This is a genomic window from Stenotrophomonas rhizophila, from assembly GCF_020857975.1.
GTDB lineage: Bacteria > Pseudomonadota > Gammaproteobacteria > Xanthomonadales > Xanthomonadaceae > Stenotrophomonas > Stenotrophomonas rhizophila_C.
This window is the reverse complement of the sequence record NZ_JACWUO010000014.1, coordinates 1-22,302: the sequence shown is the minus strand read 5'-3', so window position 1 is coordinate 22,302 and position 22,302 is coordinate 1. Positions and strand designations below refer to the sequence as shown.

The 22,302-nt window shown below is 67.9% G+C and carries 21 protein-coding genes and 1 pseudogene; 9 read left to right on the top strand and 13 right to left on the bottom strand.

All coding sequences use genetic code 11. From position 1 onward, the window contains the following. Positions 1-44: 44 nt before the first annotated feature. The 4 genes and pseudogenes from IC535_RS13620 to IC535_RS13605 all read right to left on the bottom strand — a co-directional run. A complete protein-coding gene (locus IC535_RS13620) occupies positions 45-824 on the bottom strand; it encodes a ferredoxin--NADP reductase (RefSeq protein ID WP_228886863.1) in 780 nt (259 codons plus the stop codon). A gap of 94 nt (positions 825-918) precedes the next feature. Beyond that, positions 919-2,790: an ABC transporter ATP-binding protein gene (locus tag IC535_RS13615; RefSeq protein ID WP_228886864.1), complete on the bottom strand. Its 1,872-nt coding sequence runs from the start codon at positions 2,788-2,790 to the stop codon at positions 919-921. A 288-nt stretch (positions 2,791-3,078) separates the two neighbouring features. Further along, positions 3,079-3,522 carry a carboxymuconolactone decarboxylase family protein gene (locus IC535_RS13610; RefSeq protein WP_228886865.1) on the bottom strand — a complete coding sequence of 148 codons (444 nt, stop codon included), beginning with the start codon at positions 3,520-3,522 and terminating at the stop codon, positions 3,079-3,081. Between the two features lie 32 nt (positions 3,523-3,554). After that, positions 3,555-4,196: pseudogene (locus tag IC535_RS13605) on the bottom strand (sigma factor-like helix-turn-helix DNA-binding protein); the annotation flags it as partial. A 69-nt stretch (positions 4,197-4,265) separates the two neighbouring features. Here IC535_RS13605 and IC535_RS13600 point away from each other — a divergent pair. After that, positions 4,266-5,783, top strand: a complete 1,518-nt coding sequence (locus IC535_RS13600) for a fumarate hydratase (RefSeq protein WP_228886866.1) — start codon at positions 4,266-4,268, stop codon at positions 5,781-5,783. Between the two features lie 183 nt (positions 5,784-5,966). Here the strand turns inward: IC535_RS13600 and IC535_RS13595 are convergent, their stop codons facing one another. Next, positions 5,967-6,602, bottom strand: a complete 636-nt coding sequence (locus IC535_RS13595) for a LysE family translocator (RefSeq protein ID WP_228886867.1) — start codon at positions 6,600-6,602, stop codon at positions 5,967-5,969. A gap of 157 nt (positions 6,603-6,759) precedes the next feature. Here IC535_RS13595 and IC535_RS13590 point away from each other — a divergent pair, with 157 nt between their 5' ends. After that, positions 6,760-7,395, top strand: a complete 636-nt coding sequence (locus IC535_RS13590; RefSeq protein ID WP_228886868.1) for a glutathione S-transferase family protein — start codon at positions 6,760-6,762, stop codon at positions 7,393-7,395. Between the two features lie 28 nt (positions 7,396-7,423). Here the strand turns inward: IC535_RS13590 and IC535_RS13585 are convergent, their stop codons facing one another. Next, positions 7,424-8,533, bottom strand: a complete 1,110-nt coding sequence (locus IC535_RS13585) for a sterol desaturase family protein (RefSeq protein ID WP_228886869.1) — start codon at positions 8,531-8,533, stop codon at positions 7,424-7,426. Between the two features lie 151 nt (positions 8,534-8,684). Between IC535_RS13585 and IC535_RS13580 the strand changes: the two genes are divergently transcribed. Next, positions 8,685-9,029: a hypothetical protein gene (locus IC535_RS13580; RefSeq protein WP_228886870.1), complete on the top strand. Its 345-nt coding sequence runs from the start codon at positions 8,685-8,687 to the stop codon at positions 9,027-9,029. Positions 9,030-9,096: 67 nt separating this feature from the next. Here the strand turns inward: IC535_RS13580 and arsC are convergent, their stop codons facing one another. The 3 genes from arsC to IC535_RS13565 form a co-directional block, all read right to left on the bottom strand. Next, a complete protein-coding gene (gene arsC, locus IC535_RS13575) occupies positions 9,097-9,447 on the bottom strand; it encodes an arsenate reductase (glutaredoxin) (protein ID WP_228886871.1) in 351 nt (116 codons plus the stop codon). Next, the gene (locus tag IC535_RS13570) at positions 9,447-10,613 is read right to left on the bottom strand and encodes a phospholipase A (protein ID WP_429000394.1); all 1,167 of its coding nucleotides are present in this window, start codon (positions 10,611-10,613) and stop codon (positions 9,447-9,449) included. The genes arsC and IC535_RS13570 overlap by 1 nt, the downstream gene beginning before the upstream one ends. Positions 10,614-10,771: 158 nt before the next feature. Continuing rightward, the gene (locus tag IC535_RS13565; protein WP_228886872.1) at positions 10,772-11,257 is read right to left on the bottom strand and encodes a DUF456 domain-containing protein; all 486 of its coding nucleotides are present in this window, start codon (positions 11,255-11,257) and stop codon (positions 10,772-10,774) included. A 234-nt stretch (positions 11,258-11,491) separates the two neighbouring features. Here IC535_RS13565 and IC535_RS13560 point away from each other — a divergent pair, with 234 nt between their 5' ends. Continuing rightward, positions 11,492-11,695 carry a cold-shock protein gene (locus IC535_RS13560; RefSeq protein WP_228886873.1) on the top strand — a complete coding sequence of 68 codons (204 nt, stop codon included), beginning with the start codon at positions 11,492-11,494 and terminating at the stop codon, positions 11,693-11,695. 85 nt (positions 11,696-11,780) lie between these two features. On the opposite strand, the gene IC535_RS13555 is transcribed toward IC535_RS13560, so the two are convergent. Then, the gene (locus IC535_RS13555; protein WP_228886874.1) at positions 11,781-12,266 is read right to left on the bottom strand and encodes a glycine zipper 2TM domain-containing protein; all 486 of its coding nucleotides are present in this window, start codon (positions 12,264-12,266) and stop codon (positions 11,781-11,783) included. A gap of 119 nt (positions 12,267-12,385) precedes the next feature. After that, complete coding sequence (locus tag IC535_RS13550; RefSeq protein WP_228886875.1) at positions 12,386-12,826, bottom strand: hypothetical protein; 441 nt, start codon at positions 12,824-12,826, stop codon at positions 12,386-12,388. A gap of 93 nt (positions 12,827-12,919) precedes the next feature. On the opposite strand from IC535_RS13550, the gene IC535_RS13545 reads away from it, so the two are divergent. Continuing rightward, entirely contained in the window at positions 12,920-13,726 is an 807-nt protein-coding gene (locus IC535_RS13545; protein ID WP_228886876.1) for a tRNA threonylcarbamoyladenosine dehydratase, read from the top strand. 484 nt (positions 13,727-14,210) lie between these two features. Here IC535_RS13545 and IC535_RS13540 read toward each other — a convergent pair whose 3' ends face one another. Both IC535_RS13540 and IC535_RS13535 read right to left on the bottom strand, forming a co-directional pair. Then, on the bottom strand, positions 14,211-14,975 hold the full coding sequence (locus IC535_RS13540; RefSeq protein ID WP_228886877.1) for a TatD family hydrolase: 765 nt from the start codon (positions 14,973-14,975) through the stop codon (positions 14,211-14,213). After that, on the bottom strand, positions 14,972-15,196 hold the full coding sequence (locus tag IC535_RS13535) for a DUF6116 family protein (RefSeq protein ID WP_228886878.1): 225 nt from the start codon (positions 15,194-15,196) through the stop codon (positions 14,972-14,974). Before IC535_RS13535 ends, IC535_RS13540 begins: the two co-directional genes overlap by 4 nt. Positions 15,197-15,356: 160 nt before the next feature. Between IC535_RS13535 and IC535_RS13530 the strand changes: the two genes are divergently transcribed. From IC535_RS13530 to asnB, 4 genes are all read left to right on the top strand, one after another. Continuing rightward, positions 15,357-16,187 (top strand): glycine zipper 2TM domain-containing protein, encoded by an 831-nt coding sequence (locus IC535_RS13530; protein ID WP_306433099.1) that lies wholly within the window; start codon positions 15,357-15,359, stop codon positions 16,185-16,187. Between the two features lie 713 nt (positions 16,188-16,900). Then, entirely contained in the window at positions 16,901-17,446 is a 546-nt protein-coding gene (locus IC535_RS13525; RefSeq protein WP_228886879.1) for a GNAT family N-acetyltransferase, read from the top strand. 92 nt (positions 17,447-17,538) lie between these two features. After that, complete coding sequence (locus tag IC535_RS13520) at positions 17,539-19,818, top strand: thiamine pyrophosphate-dependent enzyme (RefSeq protein WP_228886880.1); 2,280 nt, start codon at positions 17,539-17,541, stop codon at positions 19,816-19,818. 3 nt (positions 19,819-19,821) lie between these two features. After that, entirely contained in the window at positions 19,822-21,765 is a 1,944-nt protein-coding gene (gene asnB / locus IC535_RS13515) for an asparagine synthase (glutamine-hydrolyzing) (RefSeq protein WP_228886881.1), read from the top strand. Positions 21,766-22,302 lie beyond the last annotated feature (537 nt).

Sequence of the window (22,302 nt, the reverse complement as noted above, 5' to 3'; positions counted from 1 at the left end):
ATCGATCGCATACGCGCCCAACAGCCGGCAGCGCCGGCCGCCGCTTATTTTTCGACGAAGGCGCGTTCGAACACGTAGTGGCCCGGGGTGCCGATGCGCGCGGAGGTCTGGAAGCCGCGGCTGTCCAGCACGGTGCGCAGGTCGGCCAGCATCTGCGGGCTGCCGCAGATCATGGCGCGGTCGTGCTCGGGGTCCAGCGGCGGCAGGCCGAGGGTCTTCTGCATTTCGCCGCTTTCCATCAGCGAGGTCAGGCGGCCCTGGTTGGGGAACGCCTCGCGGGTGACGGCCGGGTAGTACAGCAGTTTGTCGCCGATCATCTCGCCGAGGAATTCGTGCTCGCGTAGTTCCTTTTCGAACAGCTCGCGGTAGGCCAGGTCCTTTTCGTAACGCACGCCGTGGGTGAGGATCACCTTGTCGAAGCGTTCGTAGGTTTCCGGGTCCTTGATCACCGACAGCCACGGTGCCAGGCCGGTGCCGGTGCCGAGCAGGTACAGGTGCTTGCCCGGGTGGAGGTCGCTGATCAGCAGGGTGCCGGTGGGCTTCTTGCCGACCAGTACCTTGTCGCCGGGCTGGATGTGCTGCAGGCGCGAGGTCAGCGGGCCGTCCTGCACCTTGATGCTGAAGAACTCCAGGTTCTCTTCCCAGTTGGCGCTGGCGATGGAGTACGCGCGCAGCAGCGGCCGCGTTTCGGTTTCCAGGCCGATCATCACGAACTGGCCGTTCTCGAAGCGGAAACCGCTGTCGCGGGTCGTGGTGAAGCTGAAGTAGGCGTCGGTCCAGTGACGGACCTCAAGCACCGTTTCGGCGCCGAAAGCGGAAGACATGGGGGTGGGGTCTGATCTGTTTTGTCCCGGCCAGTTTATCTCAAATGAGATAAATTCTCATTGACTGGCCGGAAAGGCTTGTGGAATGGGGGTTTCAGCGGTAGCCGGCGGCCTGCAGCTCGAACAGTTCGGCATAGCGGCCGCCTTGGGCGATCAGCTCGGCATGGGTGCCGCTGGCCTCGATCCGCCCGCCGGCCAGCACCAGGATGCGGTCGGCCATGCGTACCGAGGAGAAGCGGTGCGAGATCAGCACGGCGGTGCGGTTGTCGGACAGTTCCTTGAACCGCTGGAATACTTCGAATTCGCTGCGCGCGTCCAGGGCGGCGGTCGGTTCGTCGAGGATCATCACCTGCGCATCGCGCATGTAGGCACGGGCGATGGCGATCTTCTGCCACTGCCCGCCGGACAGGTCCACGCCCTGCTTGAAGCGGCGACCGATCAGCTGGTCGTAGCCGTTGGGCAGGGCGTTGATGACCTCGTCGGCCATGCCGCGGCGGGCGGCATCACGGATGCGCGCGTCATCGGTCATCGCCTCCACCAGCCCCACGCCGATGTTCTCGCCGGCGCTGAGGTTGTAGCGCACGAAATCCTGGAAGATCACCCCCATGTTGGCGCGCAGGTCGTCCAGGTCGTAGTCGCGCAGGTCGCGCCCGTCCAGCAGGATGCGGCCTTCGTCGGGGTCGTACAGGCGCGCCAGCAGCTTGACCAGGGTGGTCTTGCCGGCGCCGTTTTCGCCGACCAGGGCCAGGACTTCACCGGCGCGCAGCTCGAAGTCCAGATGCCGCACCGCCCAGTGTTCCGCATCGGGGTAGCGGAAGCCGACGTTGTCGAACACGAAGCCGCGCGTGATCGGCTGCGGGATCGGCACCGCGTCGGTACGCGAGTGGATTTCCGGCTGGATCTGGAAGAAAGAGAACAGGTCGTCCAGGTACAGCGCCTGCCCGGCCACCTGCGAGAAGCCGATCAACAGGCCTTCCAGCAGCTGGCGCAGGCGCAGGAAGCTGCCGGCCAGGAAGGTCAGGTCGCCGATCGAGAAATCGCCGCGCACCGTGCGCCAGGCGATGTAGGCATAGGCGGTGTAGTAGCCCAGCGTGCCCAGCGCGGCCAGCAGCGTGCCCCAGAACGCGCGTTTGCGCGCCAGTGCGCGGTTGGCATGGAAGAACTTGTCGGCCAGGTATTTGTAACGCTCGATCAGGAAGCGGTGCAGGTTGAAGATCTTCACTTCCTTGGCGGTTTCCACGCTGGCCCCGATCTGGCGCAGGTAGTCCAGCTGGCGGCGCTCGGGGGTCCACTGGAAATTGAGCGAGTAACCGGCCGCGTTGAAGTGCGATTCGCCGATGAACGCCGGCACCAGCGCCACCGCCAGCAGCAGGATCAGCCACGGTGCATAGACCAGCAGGCCCACTGCCAGGCTGGCCACGGTGATGGCGTCCTGCACCTGGCCGAACAGCTGGCTCATCAGGTTCATCCGGCCCATGGTCTGGCGCCGCGCGCGGTCCAGCTTGTCCTGCAGGTCGGGGTCTTCGAAGTCTTCCAGGTCCAGCTCGGCGGCGTGTTCCATCAGCCGCACGCTGGTGACGTTGGTGAACAGCTCCGAGAGCAGGCTGTCGGCGTAGTTGACCGCCCGGCCGAGCAGGTCGGACACGATCGCCAGGGCGAACTCCAGCGCCAGCAGGCCCAGTAGCGGGTTGAGCAGGCCGCTGGACAGCGCCTGGCCGAACGGCGGGAAGCCGGCCTCGTGCTGGCTCAGTAGCAGCGCGGCATCGATGATCAGCTTGCCCACGTACAGCATCGCCACCGGCAACAACGCACGGATCAGGCGCAGGCCGAGGCTGGCGCTGGCCAGCGCAGGACTGGTCTGCCAGACCTGGCGCAGGAACGGGGGCAGGTTGCGCATCGCCTGGAAGCGTTCGCGCAGGCTGGGATTCTTCTGGCCGGTAGCGCCGGCGGCGGGGGAGGCGGGCATGGCCGCCATTGTGCGCGCCCGCGCCGTGGCGGAGGGATGAATACCTTGCACGCGACACCGCCATCGTGCGCACCGGTCCCAACCGGCGGGTACCGACCGTTGGTCGGCACGCTGCACCGGTAGTGCCGGCCGCTGGCCGGCTCCTGGCGATGGTTGGGTGTGACTGGAGCCGGCCAGCGGCCGGCACTACCTATTCTCGTTTGGATTTGCCTGGAGCCGGCCAGCGGCCGGCACTACCTATTCCCGTTTGGATCTGCGTGGAGCCGGCCGGCGGCCGGCTCCACCGGGTTACGGCAGCGGCGGCAGCAGGCCGGCGCCGAGGCGGTTCCAGGCGTTGATCACCGCGATGCCCACGCTCAGGTCGCTGATGCCCTTTTCGTCGAAGTGCGGGGCCAGCGCCTCGAAGGCGGCGTCGGACGGGGCGGCATCGGGCAGGCGGGTCAGGGCTTCGGCCCAGCCCAGTGCGGCGCGCTCGCGCGCATCGAAGAAACGGCTTTCATGCCAGGCCGGCAGCGTGTCCAGCTTGCGCGGCTCGATGCCGCCGTTGCGCAGGGCAGTGCCGTGCATGTCCATGCAGTAGCCGCAGCCGTTGATCTGCGATACGCGCAGGAACACCAGTTCCATCAACGTCGGATCGATCGAGCTGTCATGCACGGCCTTGCTGGTGGCCAGCAGGCCCTTGATGGCCTCATTGGCCAGGCGGAAATAGGGAACGCGGGGCGAAGCGGACATTGCAGACTCCATGACGGCCCCTGTGGCCGTCTTCACCAGGAAGACGCGCCAGCACCGCGCGCTGTGACAAGCCCGGTGAGTTTTTCCGGATTGAGCACGCTGAGCACGCGCACGATGCGCCCGTCGTCGATGCCGACCAGGGTCACCGAGTGCAGCTGGTCGCCCTGGAAGCGCAGGATCGCCGGTTCGCCGTTGACCTGGCCGATCCGCGCCGGATGGGCGCCATTGCGCCGGGCGATGGCCCAGTACAGCTGCGCGATGCGTTCGGCGCCCAGCAGCGGGCGGATCGCGGCGGTGACCTGCCCGCCACCGTCGGAAATCATCTCGGCATTGGCGTGCAGCAGGGCGCGGATGGCGGCCTGGTCGCCGGCCTGGGAGGCGTGCATGAAGCGGGTCAGTAGGTCGCGGTGCTGGCCGGGGCTGACCGCAAAGCGCGGCTTGCCGGCCTGCAGGCGCTGGCGCGCGCGGTGCACCAGCTGGCGGCAGTTGGCCTGGCTGTGCTCCAGCAGCGGGGCGATCTGCGGGTAGTCGTAGTCGAACACGTCCTTGAGCAGGAATGCGGCGCGCTCGTCCGGGCCGAGCTGTTCGAGCAGGGCCAGGAACGCCACCGAGACCTGGAGTGCGGCTGGAGCGGGCGGCCGGCCGCGTTGCGCCGCCAACGGCCGGCAACGCCACCGCCAGCCCCGGCGGGGGGGTAAAATAGCGGGCTCAACCCCCGCCAGCCTCCAGCAAGCGAGCAAGTCGTGACATCGATCAAGCAGGAAGACCTCATCCAGTCCATCGCCGACGCGCTGCAGTACATCTCGTACTACCATCCGGTCGATTACATCAAGAGCCTCAACGCCGCCTATGAGCGCGAGGAATCGCCGGCCGCCAAGGAAGCGATGGCGCAGATCCTGATCAATTCGCGCATGTGCGCCGAAGGCCACCGGCCGATCTGCCAGGACACCGGCATCGTTACCGTGTTCCTGGAAATCGGCATGAACGTGCGCTGGGACGATGCCACCATGGGCGTGGAGGACATGGCCAATGAAGGCGTGCGCCGTGCCTACAACTATCCCGACAACAAGCTGCGCGCCTCGGTGCTGGCCGACCCGGCCGGCAAGCGCATCAACACAAAGGACAACACCCCTGGCGTGGTCAACGTCAAGGTGGTGCCGGGCGACACCGTCGAGGTGATCGTGGCGGCCAAGGGCGGCGGTTCGGAAGCCAAGAGCAAGTTCGCCATGCTCAACCCGTCCGACTCGATCGTGGACTGGGTGCTCAAGACCGTGCCGACCATGGGCGCCGGCTGGTGCCCGCCGGGCATGCTCGGGATCGGCATCGGCGGCACCGCCGAGAAGGCGATGCTGCTGGCCAAGGAATCGCTGATGGAGCCGATCGACATCAACGAGCTCAAGGCCCGTGGCGCCTCCAATCGTGCCGAAGAGCTGCGCCTGGAACTGTTCGACAAGGTCAACGCGCTGGGCATCGGCGCGCAGGGCCTGGGCGGGCTGACCACGGTGCTGGACATCAAGGTCAAGGACTTCCCGACCCACGCGGCCAACCTGCCGGTGGCGATGATCCCCAACTGCGCGGCCACCCGCCACGCGCACTTCACCCTGGATGGCAGCGGCCCGGTGATGCTGGACCCGCCGTCGCTGGAAGACTGGCCGCAGATCACCTATGACGCCTCCAAGGGCACCCGGGTGGACCTGGACACCATCACCCCCGAAGACGTGGCCAGCTGGAAGCCGGGCCAGACCCTGCTGCTCAACGGCAAGCTGCTGACCGGCCGCGATGCCGCGCACAAGCGCATGGTGGAAATGCTGGACAAGGGCGAGCCGCTGCCGGTGGATCTCAAGGGCCGCTTCATCTACTACGTGGGCCCGGTCGATCCGGTGCGCGACGAAGTGGTGGGCCCGGCCGGCCCGACCACGGCTACCCGCATGGACAAGTTCACCCGCCAGGTGCTGGAGCAGACCGGCCTGCTCGGCATGGTCGGCAAGGCCGAACGCGGCCCGGCGGCGATCGAGGCGATCCGCGACAACAAGTCGGCCTACCTGATGGCGGTGGGCGGTTCGGCCTACCTGGTGTCCAAGGCGATCAAGGCCGCCCGCGTGGTCGGCTTCGCCGACCTGGGCATGGAGGCGATCTACGAGTTCACCGTGCAGGACATGCCGGTGACCGTGGCGGTGGACTCCACCGGCGAATCGGTGCACCAGACCGGCCCACGCGAATGGCAGGCCCGGATCGGCAAGATTCCGGTAGTGGTGGCCTGACCCGTCGGGTGCCGGCTGACGGTCGGCATCCGATGACAGAAAACGGCGCCCGAGGGCGCCGTTTTTCGTTGCGATTGCGCTGCGCGTTGTTGGACGCGGCAGGCGTTGCGATCGCGGTCGGGGTTGCCGCACGCGGCAGACATTGCCGATCGCGGTAGGCACCGACCGTGGGTCGGTGCACGCTCAGCGCCGTGCGTCCACCAGCATGCGCACCGCCAGCCCGCCCAGCACCGTGCCCATCAGCCCGCGTTGCACGGTCTGCCAGCGCGGGCGTCCGGCCAGGAACGTGGCGATGCTGCCGGCGGCCAGTACGATCAGCGCATTGACGCCCAGGCTGGTGGCGATCTGCACCAGCCCCAGGGCCAGCGATTGCGTCATCACGCTGCCGTGTCCGCCCGGCTGGATGAACTGCGGCAGCAGCGACAGGTAGATCACCGCGATCTTCGGATTGAGCAGGGCGGTCAACAGGCCCATCGCGAACAACCGGCGCGGGCTGTCGCGCGGCAGCTCGCGCAGCTGGAACGGCGAGCGCCCACCCGGGCGCAGCGCCTGCCAGGCCAGGTACAGCAGGTACAGGGCGCCGGCGATGCGCAGCACGTCATAGGCATGCGGCACGGCCATCAACAGCGCGGTGATGCCCAGTACCGCGCACAGCAGGTACACCAGGAAACCCACGGCGATCCCCGACAGCGACACCAGCCCGGCCGCGCGACCCTGGCAGATCGAGCGCGACACCAGGTAGATCATGTTCGGCCCCGGGGTGAGCACCATGCCCAGCGCGATCAGCCCGAAGGCGAACAGGGTGGATGTGGCGGGCATGCGGCGGCTCCAGTGGCAGGTGCCGGCCATGCTAGGCGCGTGCAGCCGGCGCCGACAGGCACAGCGCCTGCCGCCATGGCGGCCGATCTGTACCTGCGTGGCGCTGCGCGCGGGCGGCCGCAGGCATAATCGGCGTTTTCCCGCCGAGGCTGCACCGATGCGCATCACCCTGTACGGCTCCCCCAGCACCGCCTCGCTGGTGGTGCATTGGCTGTTGCTCGAACTGGAACTGGCGCACGAACTGGTGCTGCTGGATTTCGAGCAGCGCCAGCACAAGACCGCCGCGTACCTGGCGCTCAACCCGGCCGGGGTGGTGCCGACCCTGGTGATGGACGGCCAGGTGCTGACCGAAGCGGCGGCCATCGCGCTGCACCTGGCCGACCTGCATCCATCGGCCGGGTTGTTGCCGGCCAGCGGTACCCCGGCGCGCGCAGAAGCCTATCGCTGGATGTTCTGGAGCGCCAACACGGTGCAGCCGGCCTACCGGGCCTGGTTCTATGCGCATGAGTTCGCCGGCGGCGAGCAGACCGAGGCGGTCCGCCAGGCCGCGCGCGAACGGCTGGAGGCGGCCTGGCAGCAGCTGGCCGCGCACCTGCAGGCACACGGGCCGTACATGTTGGGCGCGCAGGTCAGCGTGGTCGACTTCATGGTGGTGATGCTGCTGCGCTGGTCGCGCAACATGCCCAGCCCCAGCGACACCTGGCCGGTGCTCAAGGCCTATGCCGACCGCTTGAAAGCGCGGCCGGCGTTCGCCGAGGTGTACCGCCGCGAAGGCATCACCGACTGGCGCTGACGCCGTCGTGCGCTAGCGCGCGCTGACCTCAGTCGACGAACTCGTCGAAGGTCTTGCGTGCGCGCAACGGCATCAGGTGTTGATTGATGATGCCCTTGGGCACGGTTTCCAGCTTCATAACGCCGTACTCCTGCGGCCACTGGCGCTGGTCGCGGGGCAGCTTGAAGGTGCCCATCAGCATGTCCACCAGCGGCAGGTGGATGGCGTAGTTGACGTCGATGTATTCCTGCTGCCGGGCATGGTGCCAGTGGTGGTAGCGCGGCAGCACCAGCAGGTATTCCAGCCAGCCGAAGCGGATGCCCAGGTTGGCGTGGGCCAGCACCGCCTGCAGGCCGACCAGGATCACATAGGCGTTCACCGCAGGGGTGGAGAAGCCCAGTACCAGCAGCGGCAGCAACACGCAGCTGCGGGTGATCACGATTTCAACCAGGTGGATGCGCGAGCCGGCCAGCCAGTCCATGTGCCGGCTGGAATGGTGCACGGCGTGGAAGCGCCAGAGCCAGGGAATGTTGTGGTAGGCGCGGTGCAGCAGGGCCTGGGCCATGTCGGCCACGAATACGGCGACCAGGAACTGCAACCACACCGGCATCGACTGGATCAGCTGCTTGACCGCCGGGAAGGCGGCCAGCCCGGCGATGGTCGAGGTGGAGGCGGTGACCAGGATCAGGATGAACTGCACCAGCACGTGGCTCATGAAGAAATAGCCCACGTCGGTGCGCCAGCCCGGCCGCAGCGGCGACAGCGCCTGCTTGCCCAGGTAGCGTTCCAGCGGCACGAATACCAGCGCCGAGAAGAACAGCGACAGCACGAACCAGTCCAGCCCCAGCGAATAGGGGGTCTGGCCGATGGCATCGAACTGCACGTTGGTACCGCCCAGCAGCACCGCGGCCGTGGCGCTGCCCACCCCGACCGTGGCGATACGCTTGTTGCGGTCGCGCAGGATCGCCAGCGTGCCAAGCACGAAGGCGGCGGCCAGCCCGACCAGCAGCAGGTGGCGGGCGAAGTGCTCGTTGTAGACCGCGCGGAACTCGCGGCTGGTCAACAGGTCCGGGAAGTGGAAGCAGGCCACGCCCATCAGGCTGAGCAGGCCCAGCAGGGCCGAGGCGTAGGCGAAGAAGGAGCGTCGTGGTCGGGCCATCCGCTGGCGTCCAGGTAAAAGGGCGCGGCCATTGTCGCCCCCGCGCCAGGCCGGTGGAAGGGGCGAATGCGGCGGCGCCGGGCCACGCGGCAGTGCTACATTTAGCCCACGCGCGCCGGCCGCCGCCGGCCCCCGAACAAGGAGCACGCCCATGCCAAGGATGCTGTCCGCACTGCTGCTGTCCCTGCTGCTCACCGCCTGCAGCAGCGATGGCGATTCCTACGCCGCGCCCAATCTGCGCGAGGTCACCGCCGCCAACCAGTGCATGGACCAGTGCCAGCGTCGCCATGACAGCTGCATGACCCGCCGTGCCGACTTCGGCAGTGGCGACAGTTGCGGCGCCGGCGTGGCCACCCAGCGCGACACCCGCTGCGACAAGATCGACAACCCCGAGCTGCGCAAGTCCTGCCAGGCCAGCGCCGACTACTGCCGCAACCGCCTGCCCGCGCTTACCTGCGGCGAAGACCGCAGCCGCTGCATGAGCGGCTGCGGCTGACGCATCCCTACGTGACGCATCCCTGCATGGCAGGGATCTACGCGACGTATCCCTGCGTGGCAGGGATCTACGGCAGCAGCGCCAGCACCGTTTCCGGTGGCCGGCACAGGCGCACCCCGCGCGGGGTGCGCACGATCGGCCGGTTGATCAGTGCGGGGTGTTGCAGCATCGCCTCGATCAAGGCGGCGTCATCCAGCGCCGCATCGGCCAGCCCGAGTTCGGCATAGGCCGCTTCCTTGTCGCGCAGCAGGGCGCGTGCACCCAGGCCCATCGCCGCCACCAGCGCCTGCAGCGTGGCGCGGTCCGGCGGATCCTTGAGGTAGTCGATCACGGTCGGTTCGACGCCGTGCTCGCGCAGCAGCTGCAAGGCCCCGCGCGAATTGCTGCAGCGCGGGTTGTGCCAGATCGTCACCGCCATCAGTACCACTCCAGCAACGACACGCCCAGGCCGATGTAGGTGGCCTTGTGGTTGTAGTCGATCATGCTTTCGCCGTAGCCGTCGAACACCTGCACATGGCCGCGCAGCAGGTTGCTGATCGGAAAGCCGTAGTCCAGCTGCAGCGCGCCGTGCGAGCGGTCGCCGCCGCGCAGCGAATGGCGCGCCATCAGCGAAACTTCGTGGCCATTCCTGTTCCAGGTCAGGGTGGCGTCGCCGCGGCCCATGTAGTCCTCGATGTCCGGGTTGTTGTCGTCCTTGCGGTCTTCGGGCAGGCGGTACCACGGGCGCAGCACCAGCGCCCAGTTCTCGCGGTCCAGGCCGACGTTGAGGATCACCCGGTTCCAGCTGCGCGACAGCGGGTCGGCGCGGCCGTTGGACATGTGGTTGAGGCTGATCCCGGTCATGCGCCCGCGCCAGCCGCCGATCGAGTAGCCGTTGCGGAACACCATCATCACTTCCGGTTCGTAATTGGTTTCGCGGAACGGGCGCGAGTTCTCGGCGTTGTAGGCCTGCCAGCGCGAGCTCTGGGTATAGCCGGCCCAGATGTCGCCGTTGTCGCCGAACAGGTTTTCCACCACCTTGGTCTTGAAACTGAGCTGGAACTTGAGCTCGTTGCTGTCCAGCAGCTGTGGGGTGGCGACCGTATTGGCCGGGTTGGGCGATTGCGGGGTCTGGTTCTTGTCGCTGGTCCAGAACGCCGGCAGCAGGTACACCGGCTTGTAGGCACGCAGCTGGAACGCGCCCAGCTTGGAGTCCTGGGCCAGTTCCCAGCGGCTGTCCAGCAGGGAGCCCTTACCGGCGTTGGCCAGCGCATCTTCATGTCCGTCGCTCTTGAACAGTTCGCCCAGCCGCTGCCTGGCGCGCTGGGTGGCCGGGGCATCGGCCTCGGCGCTGCGCGCGGCCTGGCGCTCCTCGCGGCGGGCCTGTACGGCCGCGGCGGCGGCGGCATCGGCGGCCACGGTCACTCCGCGGGTATGCCCGAACAGCTTGTCGTAGCAGGCCAGGCGCGCCGCGTCGGTGTCCACCAGGGCGCAGGCCTCCGGCGATGCCGGGGTGGGCGCCGCTTCCTGCGCGGCCAGCGGCAGGCAGGGGCTGGCCAGGGCCAGGGCGGTGAACAGGGCGGAGCGGGGGCGCGGGATCATCATGAAAGCAGGCCAGGTGGCAAGAATGAATGGGGTGTGCGGCGACAGTGTGGCCGCTGGCCCGGGATCGTGCCAGCGCACCGCGTTCACACCGCTGCCGCGTTTATGCCCGGCGGCGGTGTGCGCAGGATGTGAAGCCCGGCCCGGCCCGGCCGGGCGGCTCAGAAGAACCAGGCGAAGGCGAACAGGCCCAGCATGGCCAGTACCAGGGCCAGCTTCAGGGCGAAGCCGAGCAGGATGCCCAGCCAGGTGGCCAGGCCCACCTTGGTGGAACGGCCCAGTTCGCGGGTATGCCAGTACTCGCCGGCCAGTGCGCCCAGCAGCGGTCCGGCCAGCAGGCCGATGGGCATGAAGAACAGCCCGGCGATGCTGCCCAGCAGGGTGCCCCACAGCGCCTTCCTGCTGGCGCCCACGCGCTGGGCGCCGACCACCGTGGCCAGGATGTCCACCGCGAAGGAGAGCAGGGTCAGCAGCCCGAGCAGGGTCAGCGGCAACCAGCCCACGTGCGCGAAGCCATCGGCCCAGGCCGCCAGCAGCAGCCCGGCAAACACCAGCGGGATGCCGGGCAGGGCGGGCAGCATGACGCCGGCGATGCCGACCAGGACCAGTACGGCCGCTAGCAGATACAAGATGAATGAATGGTCCATGCTGTCCGGTATGGTAGGGGGAAATGGGGTTGACAATGCTGGGGTTTGCCAATTGCTTTTTCGTTTTGCCCGGGTTAAGTTGCAGGCGCTGAGCTTGGCAAGGTCACCGTGGATCGTGGCCTGATGATGGTAGATCTTCCGGATCCGCTGCATCGTTGCACCTCGCTTCCCCCTTGCTGTCAGCCGCCCAACCAGGCGTATCCAACAACAAGACAGTTCTAGGGAGTAGCTAAGATGAGCGAGAAGGGCACCGTCAAGTGGTTCAACGACGCCAAGGGTTTTGGTTTCATCAGCCGTGAAAGCGGCGAGGACGTGTTCGTGCACTTCCGTGCGATCGAATCTGCGGGCTTCAAGAGCCTCAAGGAAGGTCAGGCGGTCGAGTTCGAAGTGGTCAACGGCCAGAAGGGCCTGCAGGCCGACAAGGTGAAGCCGCTCTAAGCGCACACCGGTTTGCCCGGAGGCAGACACGAAAGGGCCCGCGCAAGCGGGCCCTTTTTTGCGCGTCCATCTGGTCCGGTCGTGATCAGCGCAGGATTACCTTGCCGTTGACCACACGTACGTAGGTGTTCTCGCGGATGCCGCCCAGGTCGCGCTGGTTGACCACCACGGTACGGCCATCGTCCATGCGCACGGTGATGTCGAAGGTGTCGCTGGTGACGTTCTTCTGGATCTGGTTGCCGGCCAGCGCGCCACCGACGGCGCCTGCGGCGGCGGCGATGTTCTTGTTGCCGCGGCTGCCGCCGGTGTGGTCGGAGATCTCATGGCCGGCCACCGCGCCGACGATACCGCCCAGGATCGCGCCGGTGGCGGTCGGCGCGGTACGGCCGGAGGCCACCTGGTTGATCCGGGTGACGATGCCGCAATCGGCGCAGCGGCCGTTGTTGTAGCTGTTGCCCTGGTTGCCGTAGCCATTGTTGTAACCACTGCTGCCATAGCCCGGCGAGGTGGTGGCGCAGCCGGCCAGCGCGACGGTGGCAACGGCGGCGGCAGCGATGAGTTGGGTCTTCATGGTGGTTCTCCTGGCCAGAAGGGGTGGTCGAATGCGTCTGGTGCGCATGGCGCAGATCCTGTCCTGTCCTACGTGAACAGCGTGCCAATCCCGACCGGCCCGGGTAGCTGGCAGATGAATCAGCGGAAATCCTGGTGGCAGGCCTGGCAGCCGGTATCGAGTTTTTCCACCAGCGCGGCCATGCCGGCACAGTCGACCGGCGGCGCCGCCAGCCCCTGGTTCAGGCTGGCGCGCAGGGTGCCGGCGTGCTGCTGGAAGCCCTGGCTGTCCTTCAGGCCGGGGAAGGCCAGGTCCAGGTCGTTGGACAGCGAGCGCAGGGTCTGCAGGCGCGGCACGCTGTCGGCCAGGCTGCAGCGGCTCTGCGCCTGGGCATCGCGCAGCAGCTGCACCTGCCGGGCCATCACGTTCATCAGGGCGTCCGGGAACGGATCCTGCCGGGCCTGGATGGCGCGGGCGACCATCACCGTGGCGATCAGGCCGACCAGCAGGCCGAGCACGCCGACGACCAGGTAACGGTAGGCGGCCGAGGCGCGGCGGGGCGGGGTGGCGGGCTGATTCATGGATGGCGTCCGGGTAGGGTGGCTGTACCGATCTTACGGTGCGTCCTGTGGATGGGGCGTCCGCTGGACCGTGCAGGCCTCTAAAATGCGCCGATGAACGACGTACTGCGCGAACGATTTGCCGGCATCGACCGGCTGTATGGGGTAGGCACCGTGGACCTGCTGTCGACCCGCAAGGTGGCGGTGGTGGGCATGGGCGGGGTGGGCTCGTGGGTGGTGGAGGCGCTGGCGCGCACGGCGGTGGGGCAGCTGACCCTGATCGATGCCGACGATATCTGCGTGTCCAACACCAACCGCCAGCTGCCGGCGCTGGCCGGCCAGTACGGCCGCAACAAGGCCGAGGCGATGGCCGAGCGCTGCCGGGCGATCAACCCGGACATCCAGGTGGAGGCGATTGCATCGTTCCTGACCGTGTCCAACATGGTGGAACTGCTGGACCGCGATTTCGACCTGGTGATCGATGCCTGCGACAGTTTCCGGGTCAAGGTGGAAACCATCGCCTGGTGCCGTCGCCGCAAGCTGCCGATCCTGACGGTGGGCGCGGCCGGTGGGCGCACCGATCCGACCCTGGTGCGGATCCGCGATGTATCGCGCACCGAGCATGACGCGATGATGGCGCTGATCCGCAAGAAGCTGCGCAGCGATTTCAACTTCCCCAAGAACGCTTCGCGCTACTTCGGCGTGCCGGCGGTGTATTCGCTGGAGAACGTGAAGTACCCGCAGGCCGACGGCAGCGTATGTGGCATCCGTCCCAATCTTGGTGCGGACGCGGCGCTGAAGCTGGACTGCGGCGCCGGCCTGGGCGCGGCCACCCACATCACCGGTGCGTTCGCCTTCGCCGCGGTGGGCAAGGCGCTGGAGATGCTCATGAAGCCCAGGAAGAGCGCTACACCCACGTAGTCGCCACCGTTGGTTGGCTGCTCGGAAAGCCGAAGCCAATGCCAATCAACAGCCGTCAGGTCAACGCCTGCCCGAGTAGGGCGGGGGCGTGTGGGCCCGCGGGACACGCTGCAAGTACGTCCGTGTAAGCTCCGCCACCGCATCCATGCGGTGGAGGGTCCCGCGAACCCACACGCCCCCGCCCATCGACAGTGGGTCGGTGGTCTGGGGAAGGGCAAGTTCAACAGCAGGGCACTGCCCTTCTGCAATGGGTCGGCGCTTTGTCTCTTCATGACTGGATGGATGCCTGATGGCGAACCAACGGCGCCGTCCCCGCAACGCAATGCAGACAGCCACATTCGCCCTGCTGTTCCGTGGGCCATCGATGGACTGCCCCGGCCCACTACAGGCAAGCGTTGGGTCGGCGGCCTTGGGTGTGGCCGGGTTTTCCGGCAGCCGGCCAATGGCCTATAGGATTTGCGGCAGTTGTGAGCGGTGGGCGCCGTTATGGCAGGCCGAACAGCCGCTTGGCGTTCGCCGTGGTCTGTGCGGCGATGTCCTCGGCTGGCTGGCCGCGTAGGCGCGCGACGGTCTCCAGGATCACCGGCAGTCGTGCGGGCTCGTTGCGCTCGCCGCGGATGCCGGCATCGGGCTGGTCGGGCGCGTCGGTTTCCAGCAGCAGCTGCTCCAGCGGTATCTGTGCCACCAGCCGCTGCAGGCGTTGCGCACGGTCGTAGGTCAACGGACCGCCCAGGCCCAGCAGGAAACCCAGTTTGTGCAACTGCCCGGCCTGCTCCGGACTGCCCGGGAAACTGTGCACCACCCCGCGCAGCCCGCCCACCTGTTTGATCGCCGCGATCACCGCGTCCACTGCGCGACGGGCATGCACGATCACCGGCAGGTCGAACTCGCGCGCCAGCCGCAGTTGTCCCACGAAGTACTGCTGCTGCAGCTCCGCATCGAGTCCCTCGACGAACAAATCCAGCCCGCATTCGCCCACCGCGCACGGGCGCTCGCGCTCGATCCAGCCGCGCAGGTCGTCGAGATCGCTGGCCCGGTGCTCGGCCAGGAACATCGGGTGCAGCCCATAGGCCGGGTACAGGCCATCGGCGGGCCGGCAGGTATCGCGCAGCTTGGGCCAGCTGGCGGCGGTCACCGCCGGCACCACCTGGGTGCGCACGCCGGCGGCGCGCGCGCGTTCGATCACCTCGGCGCGGTCGGTGTCGAACTCGCCGGCGTCGAGGTGGCAATGACTGTCGACCAGGATCACGCGCGGCGCTTGCCCGGCAGGGCAGGCGGCATCACTGCGCCGCGGCTTTTCCAGTTGGCCAGCAGCAGCGTGCCCATCCCGAGCAGGATCTCGTCGACGAACGGCACCGGGTCGGGAATGAACAGGGTCAGCGCGAACAGCCCGGCGGTCAGCTTGAACAGCGTGGGGTAGCGCAGCCGGCGCGCCCATTCCAGCACCGGCAGCAGCAGGGGGTTGGCCATGACGCTCTCCTCGACAGATGCTGTAAACGCTATCACGAGCCCTGTTGCGACAGAACCTGAATGGGGAAAGGTGGCGTGTACGGAATGTGGAGATTCCGTTCAGGGTCGACGTGCTGGAATTCGCTCAAGAACGTTGCGGATGGTCCGCAAGGAGCCGGTTATGAAAAGTACAACTACTACTGCTTTGGTCGCCGCTGGCGCGCTGCTTGTCGGCGGTATCGCCACCGCTGCTTTCATGAAGAGCGGCAATTCTTCGTCCGACGCGGTGACCGCTGCACAGACCCGGCCCAACCTGGACACCTCTCCGCTGGCCGACGACGGTGCCCGCACCGATGCGCTGGCCGTGGAAGACAAGGCCGGCAGGCTGGAATACGCCGACGTGGTCAAGGTCGACCCGCTGACCAGAAAGGAAAAGGCCTACGCCACCGTGATCGGCACCGAGCCGGTGCGCCAGACCTCCACCACCCAGACCCCGCATGAGGTCTGCCAGGACGTGGTGGTGCAGGAGCGCCTGCCCGAGCGCGACGGCAATGTCGGCGGCACGGTGGCTGGTGCGGTGATCGGCGGCCTGCTCGGCAACCAGGTCGGTGGCGGCAACGGCAAGAAGGCCGCCACCGCAGCCGGTGCCGTGGCCGGCGGCCTTATCGGCAACCAGGTCGACAAGCGCCATGTGGGCGGCCGCGTGGTCAACCGCACCGAGCGCCAGTGCCATACCGAAACGGCGACCTCCGAGTCCACCAAGGTGACCGGCTACAACGTCACCTACCGCAACGAGGACGGCACCACCGGGACGATGCGCATGGCCAGCAAGCCGGGCAACCGCATTCCGATGGGCACCACCAATGCGGTCACCGGCTACAACGTGACCTACCGTTACGACGGCGTGGAAAAGACGGTGAAGATGGACAACAAGCCGAGCAGCGACCGCCTGCCGGTGGTCGATGGCCAGCTGGTCACCCAGACCGCGGCGCTGGATTCGAACAAGCAGTAACCGCGTGGTGAGATGCGTAAGGCGACAGGCCGGCGAAAGCCGGCCTGTTGCGTTTGGGAAGAGGGAGATGGCGCACGCTGCGGGCGAATGCTGATGCTGCGATCACCATCCTTGCTCGTAGAGCCGGGCTCTGCCCGGCTGCTGGTGCCGTTGCTCGTGATTTTGACCTGTCCCCCCCTTGGAGCGAGCCGAGCATCGCATTCCCATTCGTCCGGGAACAGGCGCGTAGCGACGCGTTCTTCACTATGGACATTCATTGCTACGGAGGCGCGGGCGAAGAGGCGCGGGCCAAGCATGAAGCGTGCTGAGGGCTGCGCGGCAACGCATGGGCGCGTGGCGACGCGTTGGAATAACGGGCGCCCGCTGGTCTAGGGGCGCGAGCGCAGCGAGTTCCGCGCCGTCCCCGATGACGCGAGAAGCGCAGGGCACCGACGGGCAACGCCCGGCGGCGAGCGGACGGGGGCGTGTTCTTTGGTTACTTTCTTGCACGAGCACCAGCGCCGCAGGAGCGGCGCGGAACAGCGTAGCTGGCCCGTAGGGTGGCGCACACGGATGTGCGACATCAGAAAGTGACTCGCGCCCCGAAGGGGCACGAAACGCGTTTGATCCTGCCTTTGATCCTGCCTTGGCTTCCTGCAGATCCGGCCAGCACCCATTGGCCTACTCTTGCGCCTTCTGCGAAGATCCAGATCGGCTTATTCCAAGGAACCTGCATGAGCATCTTCGATCTGCGCCTGGAGACCGACCGGCTGATCCTGCGCCCACCCCGCGTCGAAGACTTCGACGCCTTCCTGCAGTTCTGCGCCGACCCGCAGGTGATGCAGCACCTCGGTGGCGTACAGCCCCGCTCGCAGGCCTGGCGCAGCTTCTGCTGCCTGGCCGGCAGCTGGCAGCTGTACGGCTTTTCGATGTTCTCGGTGATCGAAAAAAGCAGCGGCGACTGGGTCGGGCGGATGGGCCCGTGGCAGCCGCTGGACTGGCCGGGCCCCGAAGTGGGCTGGAGCATCAGTCGCGCGCACTGGGGCAAGGGCTATGCGCCGGAGGCGGCGATCGCCAGCATCGACTGGGCGTTCGACGCGCTGGGCTGGGACGAGGTCATCCACAGCATCGATCCGGCCAACGAAAATTCCAAGGTAGTCGCGCGCAAGCTCGGCAGCACCCTGCTGCGCATGGATGAGCTGCCGCCGCCGCACGATGGCAAACCGATCGAGATCTGGGGCCAGTCGCGCGCGCAGTGGCGGGCGCGCCGCGCCGGCTGAGCGCCATGCTGCACCCGCGCTTGGCAAGCGGCGCAGGTTGCAGCCAGACTTCGGGCGTGGTCGCTTTGGCCGCGTGTCACGGAGGCTGATGGATGTTTGCCGTGGTTCCCGATCCGATTCCCGCACGCATGAAGGGCCTGAACCGGGCCGAGGTCTGCGATGCCAATTTCATTGAATTCGTCCAGCAGTGGCGCGGTGAGGCCGCCCCGCGGCCGGCGCCGGATGCACCGATCCTGCCCGGCAGCACGCTGGATGCGCAGGGCTTCGATGCATTGTTCCAGTCGCAGCTGGTCAGCCGCCACCTGGACCTGATGGCGCGCGTACTGCGCGTGCAGAACAAGGTCTTCTACACCATCGGTTCGTCCGGCCACGAAGGCAATGCGCTGGTCGCGCGGCTGGCCCGGCATACCGATCCGGCGTTCCTGCATTACCGCTCCGGCGCGTTCATGGCCGAACGCTTCGCCAAGCTGCCGGGGATGGATCCGGTGATGGACGCGGCGCTGTCGTTTGCCGCCAGCGGCGACGACCCGGCCAGTGGCGGGCGGCACAAGGTCTGGGGCAGCAAGCCGTTGTGGGTGTTGCCGCAGACCTCGACGATCGCCTCGCACCTGCCCAAGGCGCTGGGCACGGCGATGGCGATCGAAAGCGCGCGCCGGATCGGCCACACCCTGCCGATTCCGGCCGACAGCGTGGTGATCTGCTCCTTCGGCGATGCCTCGGCCAACCACGCCACCGCGCAGACCGCGTTCAATACCGCGGCCTGGGCCGCCTACCAGCGGCTGCCGGCGCCGGTGCTGTTCGTCTGCGAAGACAACGGCATCGGCATTTCGGTCAAGACCCCCGACGGCTGGATCGCCGAGAGCTTCAGCCACCGCCCGGGCCTGGACTACTTCTATGCCGACGGCCTGGATCTGGCTGCCGGCCATGCCCAGGTGCAACGCGCGCTGGAGCATTGCCGGCATACGCGCCGGCCGACCTTTTTGCACCTGCGCACCACGCGCCTGATGGGCCATGCCGGGACCGATTTCGAAATCGAATGGCGGCCGCTGCCGGAACTGTGCGCGGCCGAGGCGGCCGACCCGCTGCTGCGCTCGGCGCAGATCGCCATGGCCTCGGGCTGGATGCGCCCGGAGCAGGTGCTGGAGCGTTACGAAGCGATGCGCGTGCGCTGTTTTGCCGCCGCCGCCGAGGCCGACCGCCGGCCCAAGCTGGAAGGACTGGCGCAGATCATGGCGCCGCTGGCGCCGTATTCGCCGGCCGCGGTGCAGGCCGAGGCCGGGCGGGTCGCCGCGCCCGAGGCGCGCCTTGCCGCGTTCGGCAGCCAGGCGCAGCTGCCCGAGCGGCAACCGCCGCGGCACTTGGCCATCCAGATCAACCAGGGCCTGCACGAACTGATGGCCAAGTACCCGTCCACGCTGCTGTTCGGCGAGGACGTGGCGCACAAGGGCGGGGTGTATACGGTCAGCAAGGGCCTGCTCAAGGCGTTCGGGCCGCGCCGGGTGTTCAACACGCTGCTGGATGAAACCATGATCCTGGGCATGGCCCAGGGCCTGGCCAACCTGGGCATGCTGCCGATCCCGGAAATCCAGTACCTGGCCTACCTGCACAATGCCGCCGACCAGCTGCGTGGCGAAGCCTGTTCGCTGCAGTTCTTCTCCAACGACCAGTACCGCAACCCGATGCTGGTGCGGATCGCCGGGCTCGGTTACCAGAAAGGGTTTGGCGGGCATTTCCACAACGACAACTCGATCACCGCGCTGCGCGACATCCCCGGCCTGGTGGTCGGCTGCCCGTCGCGCGGCGACGATGCGGCGATGATGCTGCGCACCCTGGCCGCGCTGGCCCAGGTGGACGGGCGGGTGTCGGTGTTCCTGGAGCCGATCGCGCTGTACATGACCAAGGATCTGTACGAGCCCGGCGATGGCCAGTGGCTGTTCCCGTACCCCGCGCCGGAGCAGACCCTGCTGCCGGGGCAGGGCCGGGTATATGCGCCCGACGCCAGCGACCTGGTGATCTTCACCTATGGCAATGGCGTGCCGATGAGCCTGCGCGCGGCGCGCAGCATCGGCCAGGAACTGGGCTGGCAGGTACGGGTGGTGGACCTGCGCTGGCTGGTGCCGCTCAATGCCGGCTTCATCGCCGAACAGGCCGCCGACGCGCAGCGGGTGCTGGTGGTGGACGAGGGCCGGCACAGTGGCGGGGTGGGCGAGGGCGTGATCACCGCGCTGGTCGAGGCCGGGCTGGGTCACCTGCCGCTGCAGCGGGTCTGCGGCGCCGACACCTATACCCCGCTGGCGGGGGCAGCAATGTGCGTGCTTCCAAGCGACAATGCCCTGGTAGGCGCCGCCCGGGTTCTGGCGCAGGATCTCTGACGCATGTGTGGATTGGCTGGAATGCTGCTGCCCGCTCCGGAACTGGAGCATGCGGCGCTGGAACGATTGGCGCAGCGCATGGGCGATGCGATGGTGCACCGTGGGCCCGACGACAGCGGGGTATGGGCCGATCCGGCCAGCGGCATCGCGCTGGCGCACCGGCGCCTGAGCATCCTGGACCTGTCGCCGCTGGGCCACCAGCCGATGGCCTCCGACGATGGCCGCTACGTCCTGGCCTACAACGGCGAGGTGTACAACTTCGCGCTGCTGCGCGCCGAGCTGGAAGCGATGGGGCACCACTTCCGTGGCCATTCGGACACCGAGGTGCTGCTGGCCGCGTTCGTGGCCTGGGGCCTGGATGAGACCCTGCAGCGCGCCAACGGCATGTTCGCCATCGCGCTGTGGGACCGCGCCGAGCAGTGCCTGTGGCTGGCCCGCGACCGGGTTGGCAAGAAGCCGCTGTACTACGGCTGGGCCGGCGCCAGCCTGGTGTTCGGCTCGGAGTTGAAGGCGCTGTGGCAGCACCCGGACTTCGACAACGGGGTCGACCGCGATGCGCTGACCCTGCTGCTGCGGCTGGATTACATTCCCGCGCCGCACTGCATCCACAGCGACTGCTTCAAGCTGATGCCCGGCCGCTTGCTGCGGCTGGACGCGGCCGCCGTGGCCGCCGGCCCCGCCGCGCACCGGCCCGACCAGCAGCAGGTGCCGTTCTGGAACGCGCGCGAGCGCATGCAGCAGGCGCTCGCGCTGCCGTTCATCGGCAGCGACGACGACGCCGAAAACCAGTTGGACGGCTTGCTGCGCGATGCGGTCGGGCTGCGCATGGTGGCCGACGTGCCGGTCGGGGTGTTCCTGTCCGGCGGTACCGATTCGTCGGTGGTGGCCGCGCTGATGCAGTCGCAGTCGTCCACCCCGATCCACAGTTTCAGCATCGGCTTCCAGGATTCGGACCACGACGAGGCGCCGCTGGCCAAGGCGCTGGCGGCCCATCTGGGCACCGACCACACCGAACTGTACGTCAGCGGCGCCGATGCGCTGGCGGTGGTGCCGCAGCTGCCGGCGATGTTCGACGAGCCCTTCGCCGACGCTTCGCAGGTGCCCACCGCGCTGGTGGCCAGGCTGGCCCGCGGCGCGGTGACCGTGGCGCTTTCCGGCGACGGTGGCGACGAACTTTTCTTCGGCTACAGCCGCTACCAGCGCGCGCTGCGCAACTGGAACCTGCTCGGCAAGGTGCCGGCGCCGCTGCGGCGCTGGATGGCCAGCCACGCGCACGCGCAGGGCGAGGCCTCGCGTACCGGCGGGCTGGCCGCGTTGCTGGCTGAAACCGGCGCGCGCGGTATCGGCGATGTCTACCGCAACCGCATCTCGCGCTGGCGCGACCCGGTGGCGGCGGTGCAGGGCGCGCGCGGCGCCAGCAGTTTCTACGACCTGGCCGACCCGCTGCACGGCGCCGGTTCGCCGGCCGACGCGATGATGCTGGCCGATTTTTCCACCTACCTGCCCGACGACCTGCTGTGCAAGGTGGACCGTACCAGCATGGCGGTCAGCCTGGAGGCGCGCGCGCCGCTGCTGGACTGGCGGGTGGCCGAATTCGCCTGGTCGCTGCCGTTGTCGATGAAGCACCGCGACGGGGTCAGCAAGTACCTGCTCAAGCGCGTGCTGGGCCGTTATGTGCCGCAGGACATGGTGCACCGGCCCAAGCGCGGCTTCGGCGCGCCGGTCAGTGCCTGGCTCAAGGGCGACCTGCGCGGCTGGGCCGACGACCTGCTGGATCCGGCGCGGCTGGCCGCCGAAGGCGTGTTCAACGTCGAGGCGGTGGTGCCGCTGTGGCAGCAGTTCCAGCAGGGCGAGCGTAAGTGGCATACCCACCTGTGGAACGTGCTGATGTTCCAGGCCTGGCAGGTGCATTGGCAGCAGGTGCGGGCGGCGGTACCGCGGGAGTGAGCCGGTACGCCGGCGAGCGCACCGGATGGGTCGCATTCCGATCGACGCGGCCCTGGTAGGGTCGCATCCGGATCGACTGCCGTTGGCGATGAAGGCCTCTTTGGGGCATGACCCCGGACGAAGGCACTGCTCCGGGCACGATCCTGCGTCCCAGCACCGATCAGTCGTACCGGCAGTCGTTCGGGAACCGACCCTACCAGGCCGGCCGCGGTCGGACCTTGGTAGGGTCGCATCCTGATCGACTGCCGTTGGCGGTGAAGGCCTCTTTGGGGCATGACCCCGGACGAAGGCACTGCTTCGGCCATGGTCCTGCGTCCCGGCACCGATCGGCCGTACCGGCAGTCGTTCAGGAACCGACCCTACCAAGCCGGCCGCCGGCCCCGGTAGGGTCGCATCCGGATCGACTGCCGTTGGCGGTGAAGGCCTCTTTGGGGCATGACCCAGGACGAAGGCACTGCTCCGGCCATGGTCCTGCGTCCCAGCACCGATCGGCCGTACCGGCAGTCGTTCGGGAACCGACCCTACCAAGCCGGCCGC

Coding starts and splice junctions, on each gene's coding strand:
- IC535_RS13620 (WP_228886863.1), bottom strand. CDS start 824: ATGTCTTCCGCTTTCGGCGCCGAAACGGTGCTTGAGGTCCGTCACTGG.
- IC535_RS13520 (WP_228886880.1), top strand. CDS start 17,539: ATGTTTGCCGTGGTTCCCGATCCGATTCCCGCACGCATGAAGGGCCTG.
- IC535_RS13610 (WP_228886865.1), bottom strand. CDS start 3,522: ATGTCCGCTTCGCCCCGCGTTCCCTATTTCCGCCTGGCCAATGAGGCC.
- arsC (WP_228886871.1), bottom strand. CDS start 9,447: ATGGCGGTGACGATCTGGCACAACCCGCGCTGCAGCAATTCGCGCGGG.
- IC535_RS13570 (WP_429000394.1), bottom strand. CDS start 10,613: ATGATGATCCCGCGCCCCCGCTCCGCCCTGTTCACCGCCCTGGCCCTG.
- IC535_RS13525 (WP_228886879.1), top strand. CDS start 16,901: ATGAGCATCTTCGATCTGCGCCTGGAGACCGACCGGCTGATCCTGCGC.
- IC535_RS13545 (WP_228886876.1), top strand. CDS start 12,920: ATGAACGACGTACTGCGCGAACGATTTGCCGGCATCGACCGGCTGTAT.
- IC535_RS13535 (WP_228886878.1), bottom strand. CDS start 15,196: ATGGCCAACCCCCTGCTGCTGCCGGTGCTGGAATGGGCGCGCCGGCTG.
- IC535_RS13560 (WP_228886873.1), top strand. CDS start 11,492: ATGAGCGAGAAGGGCACCGTCAAGTGGTTCAACGACGCCAAGGGTTTT.
- IC535_RS13550 (WP_228886875.1), bottom strand. CDS start 12,826: ATGAATCAGCCCGCCACCCCGCCCCGCCGCGCCTCGGCCGCCTACCGT.
- IC535_RS13595 (WP_228886867.1), bottom strand. CDS start 6,602: ATGCCCGCCACATCCACCCTGTTCGCCTTCGGGCTGATCGCGCTGGGC.
- IC535_RS13580 (WP_228886870.1), top strand. CDS start 8,685: ATGCCAAGGATGCTGTCCGCACTGCTGCTGTCCCTGCTGCTCACCGCC.
- IC535_RS13555 (WP_228886874.1), bottom strand. CDS start 12,266: ATGAAGACCCAACTCATCGCTGCCGCCGCCGTTGCCACCGTCGCGCTG.
- IC535_RS13615 (WP_228886864.1), bottom strand. CDS start 2,790: ATGCCCGCCTCCCCCGCCGCCGGCGCTACCGGCCAGAAGAATCCCAGC.
- IC535_RS13565 (WP_228886872.1), bottom strand. CDS start 11,257: ATGGACCATTCATTCATCTTGTATCTGCTAGCGGCCGTACTGGTCCTG.
- IC535_RS13585 (WP_228886869.1), bottom strand. CDS start 8,533: ATGGCCCGACCACGACGCTCCTTCTTCGCCTACGCCTCGGCCCTGCTG.
- IC535_RS13590 (WP_228886868.1), top strand. CDS start 6,760: ATGCGCATCACCCTGTACGGCTCCCCCAGCACCGCCTCGCTGGTGGTG.
- asnB (WP_228886881.1), top strand. CDS start 19,822: ATGTGTGGATTGGCTGGAATGCTGCTGCCCGCTCCGGAACTGGAGCAT.
- IC535_RS13530 (WP_306433099.1), top strand. CDS start 15,357: ATGAAAAGTACAACTACTACTGCTTTGGTCGCCGCTGGCGCGCTGCTT.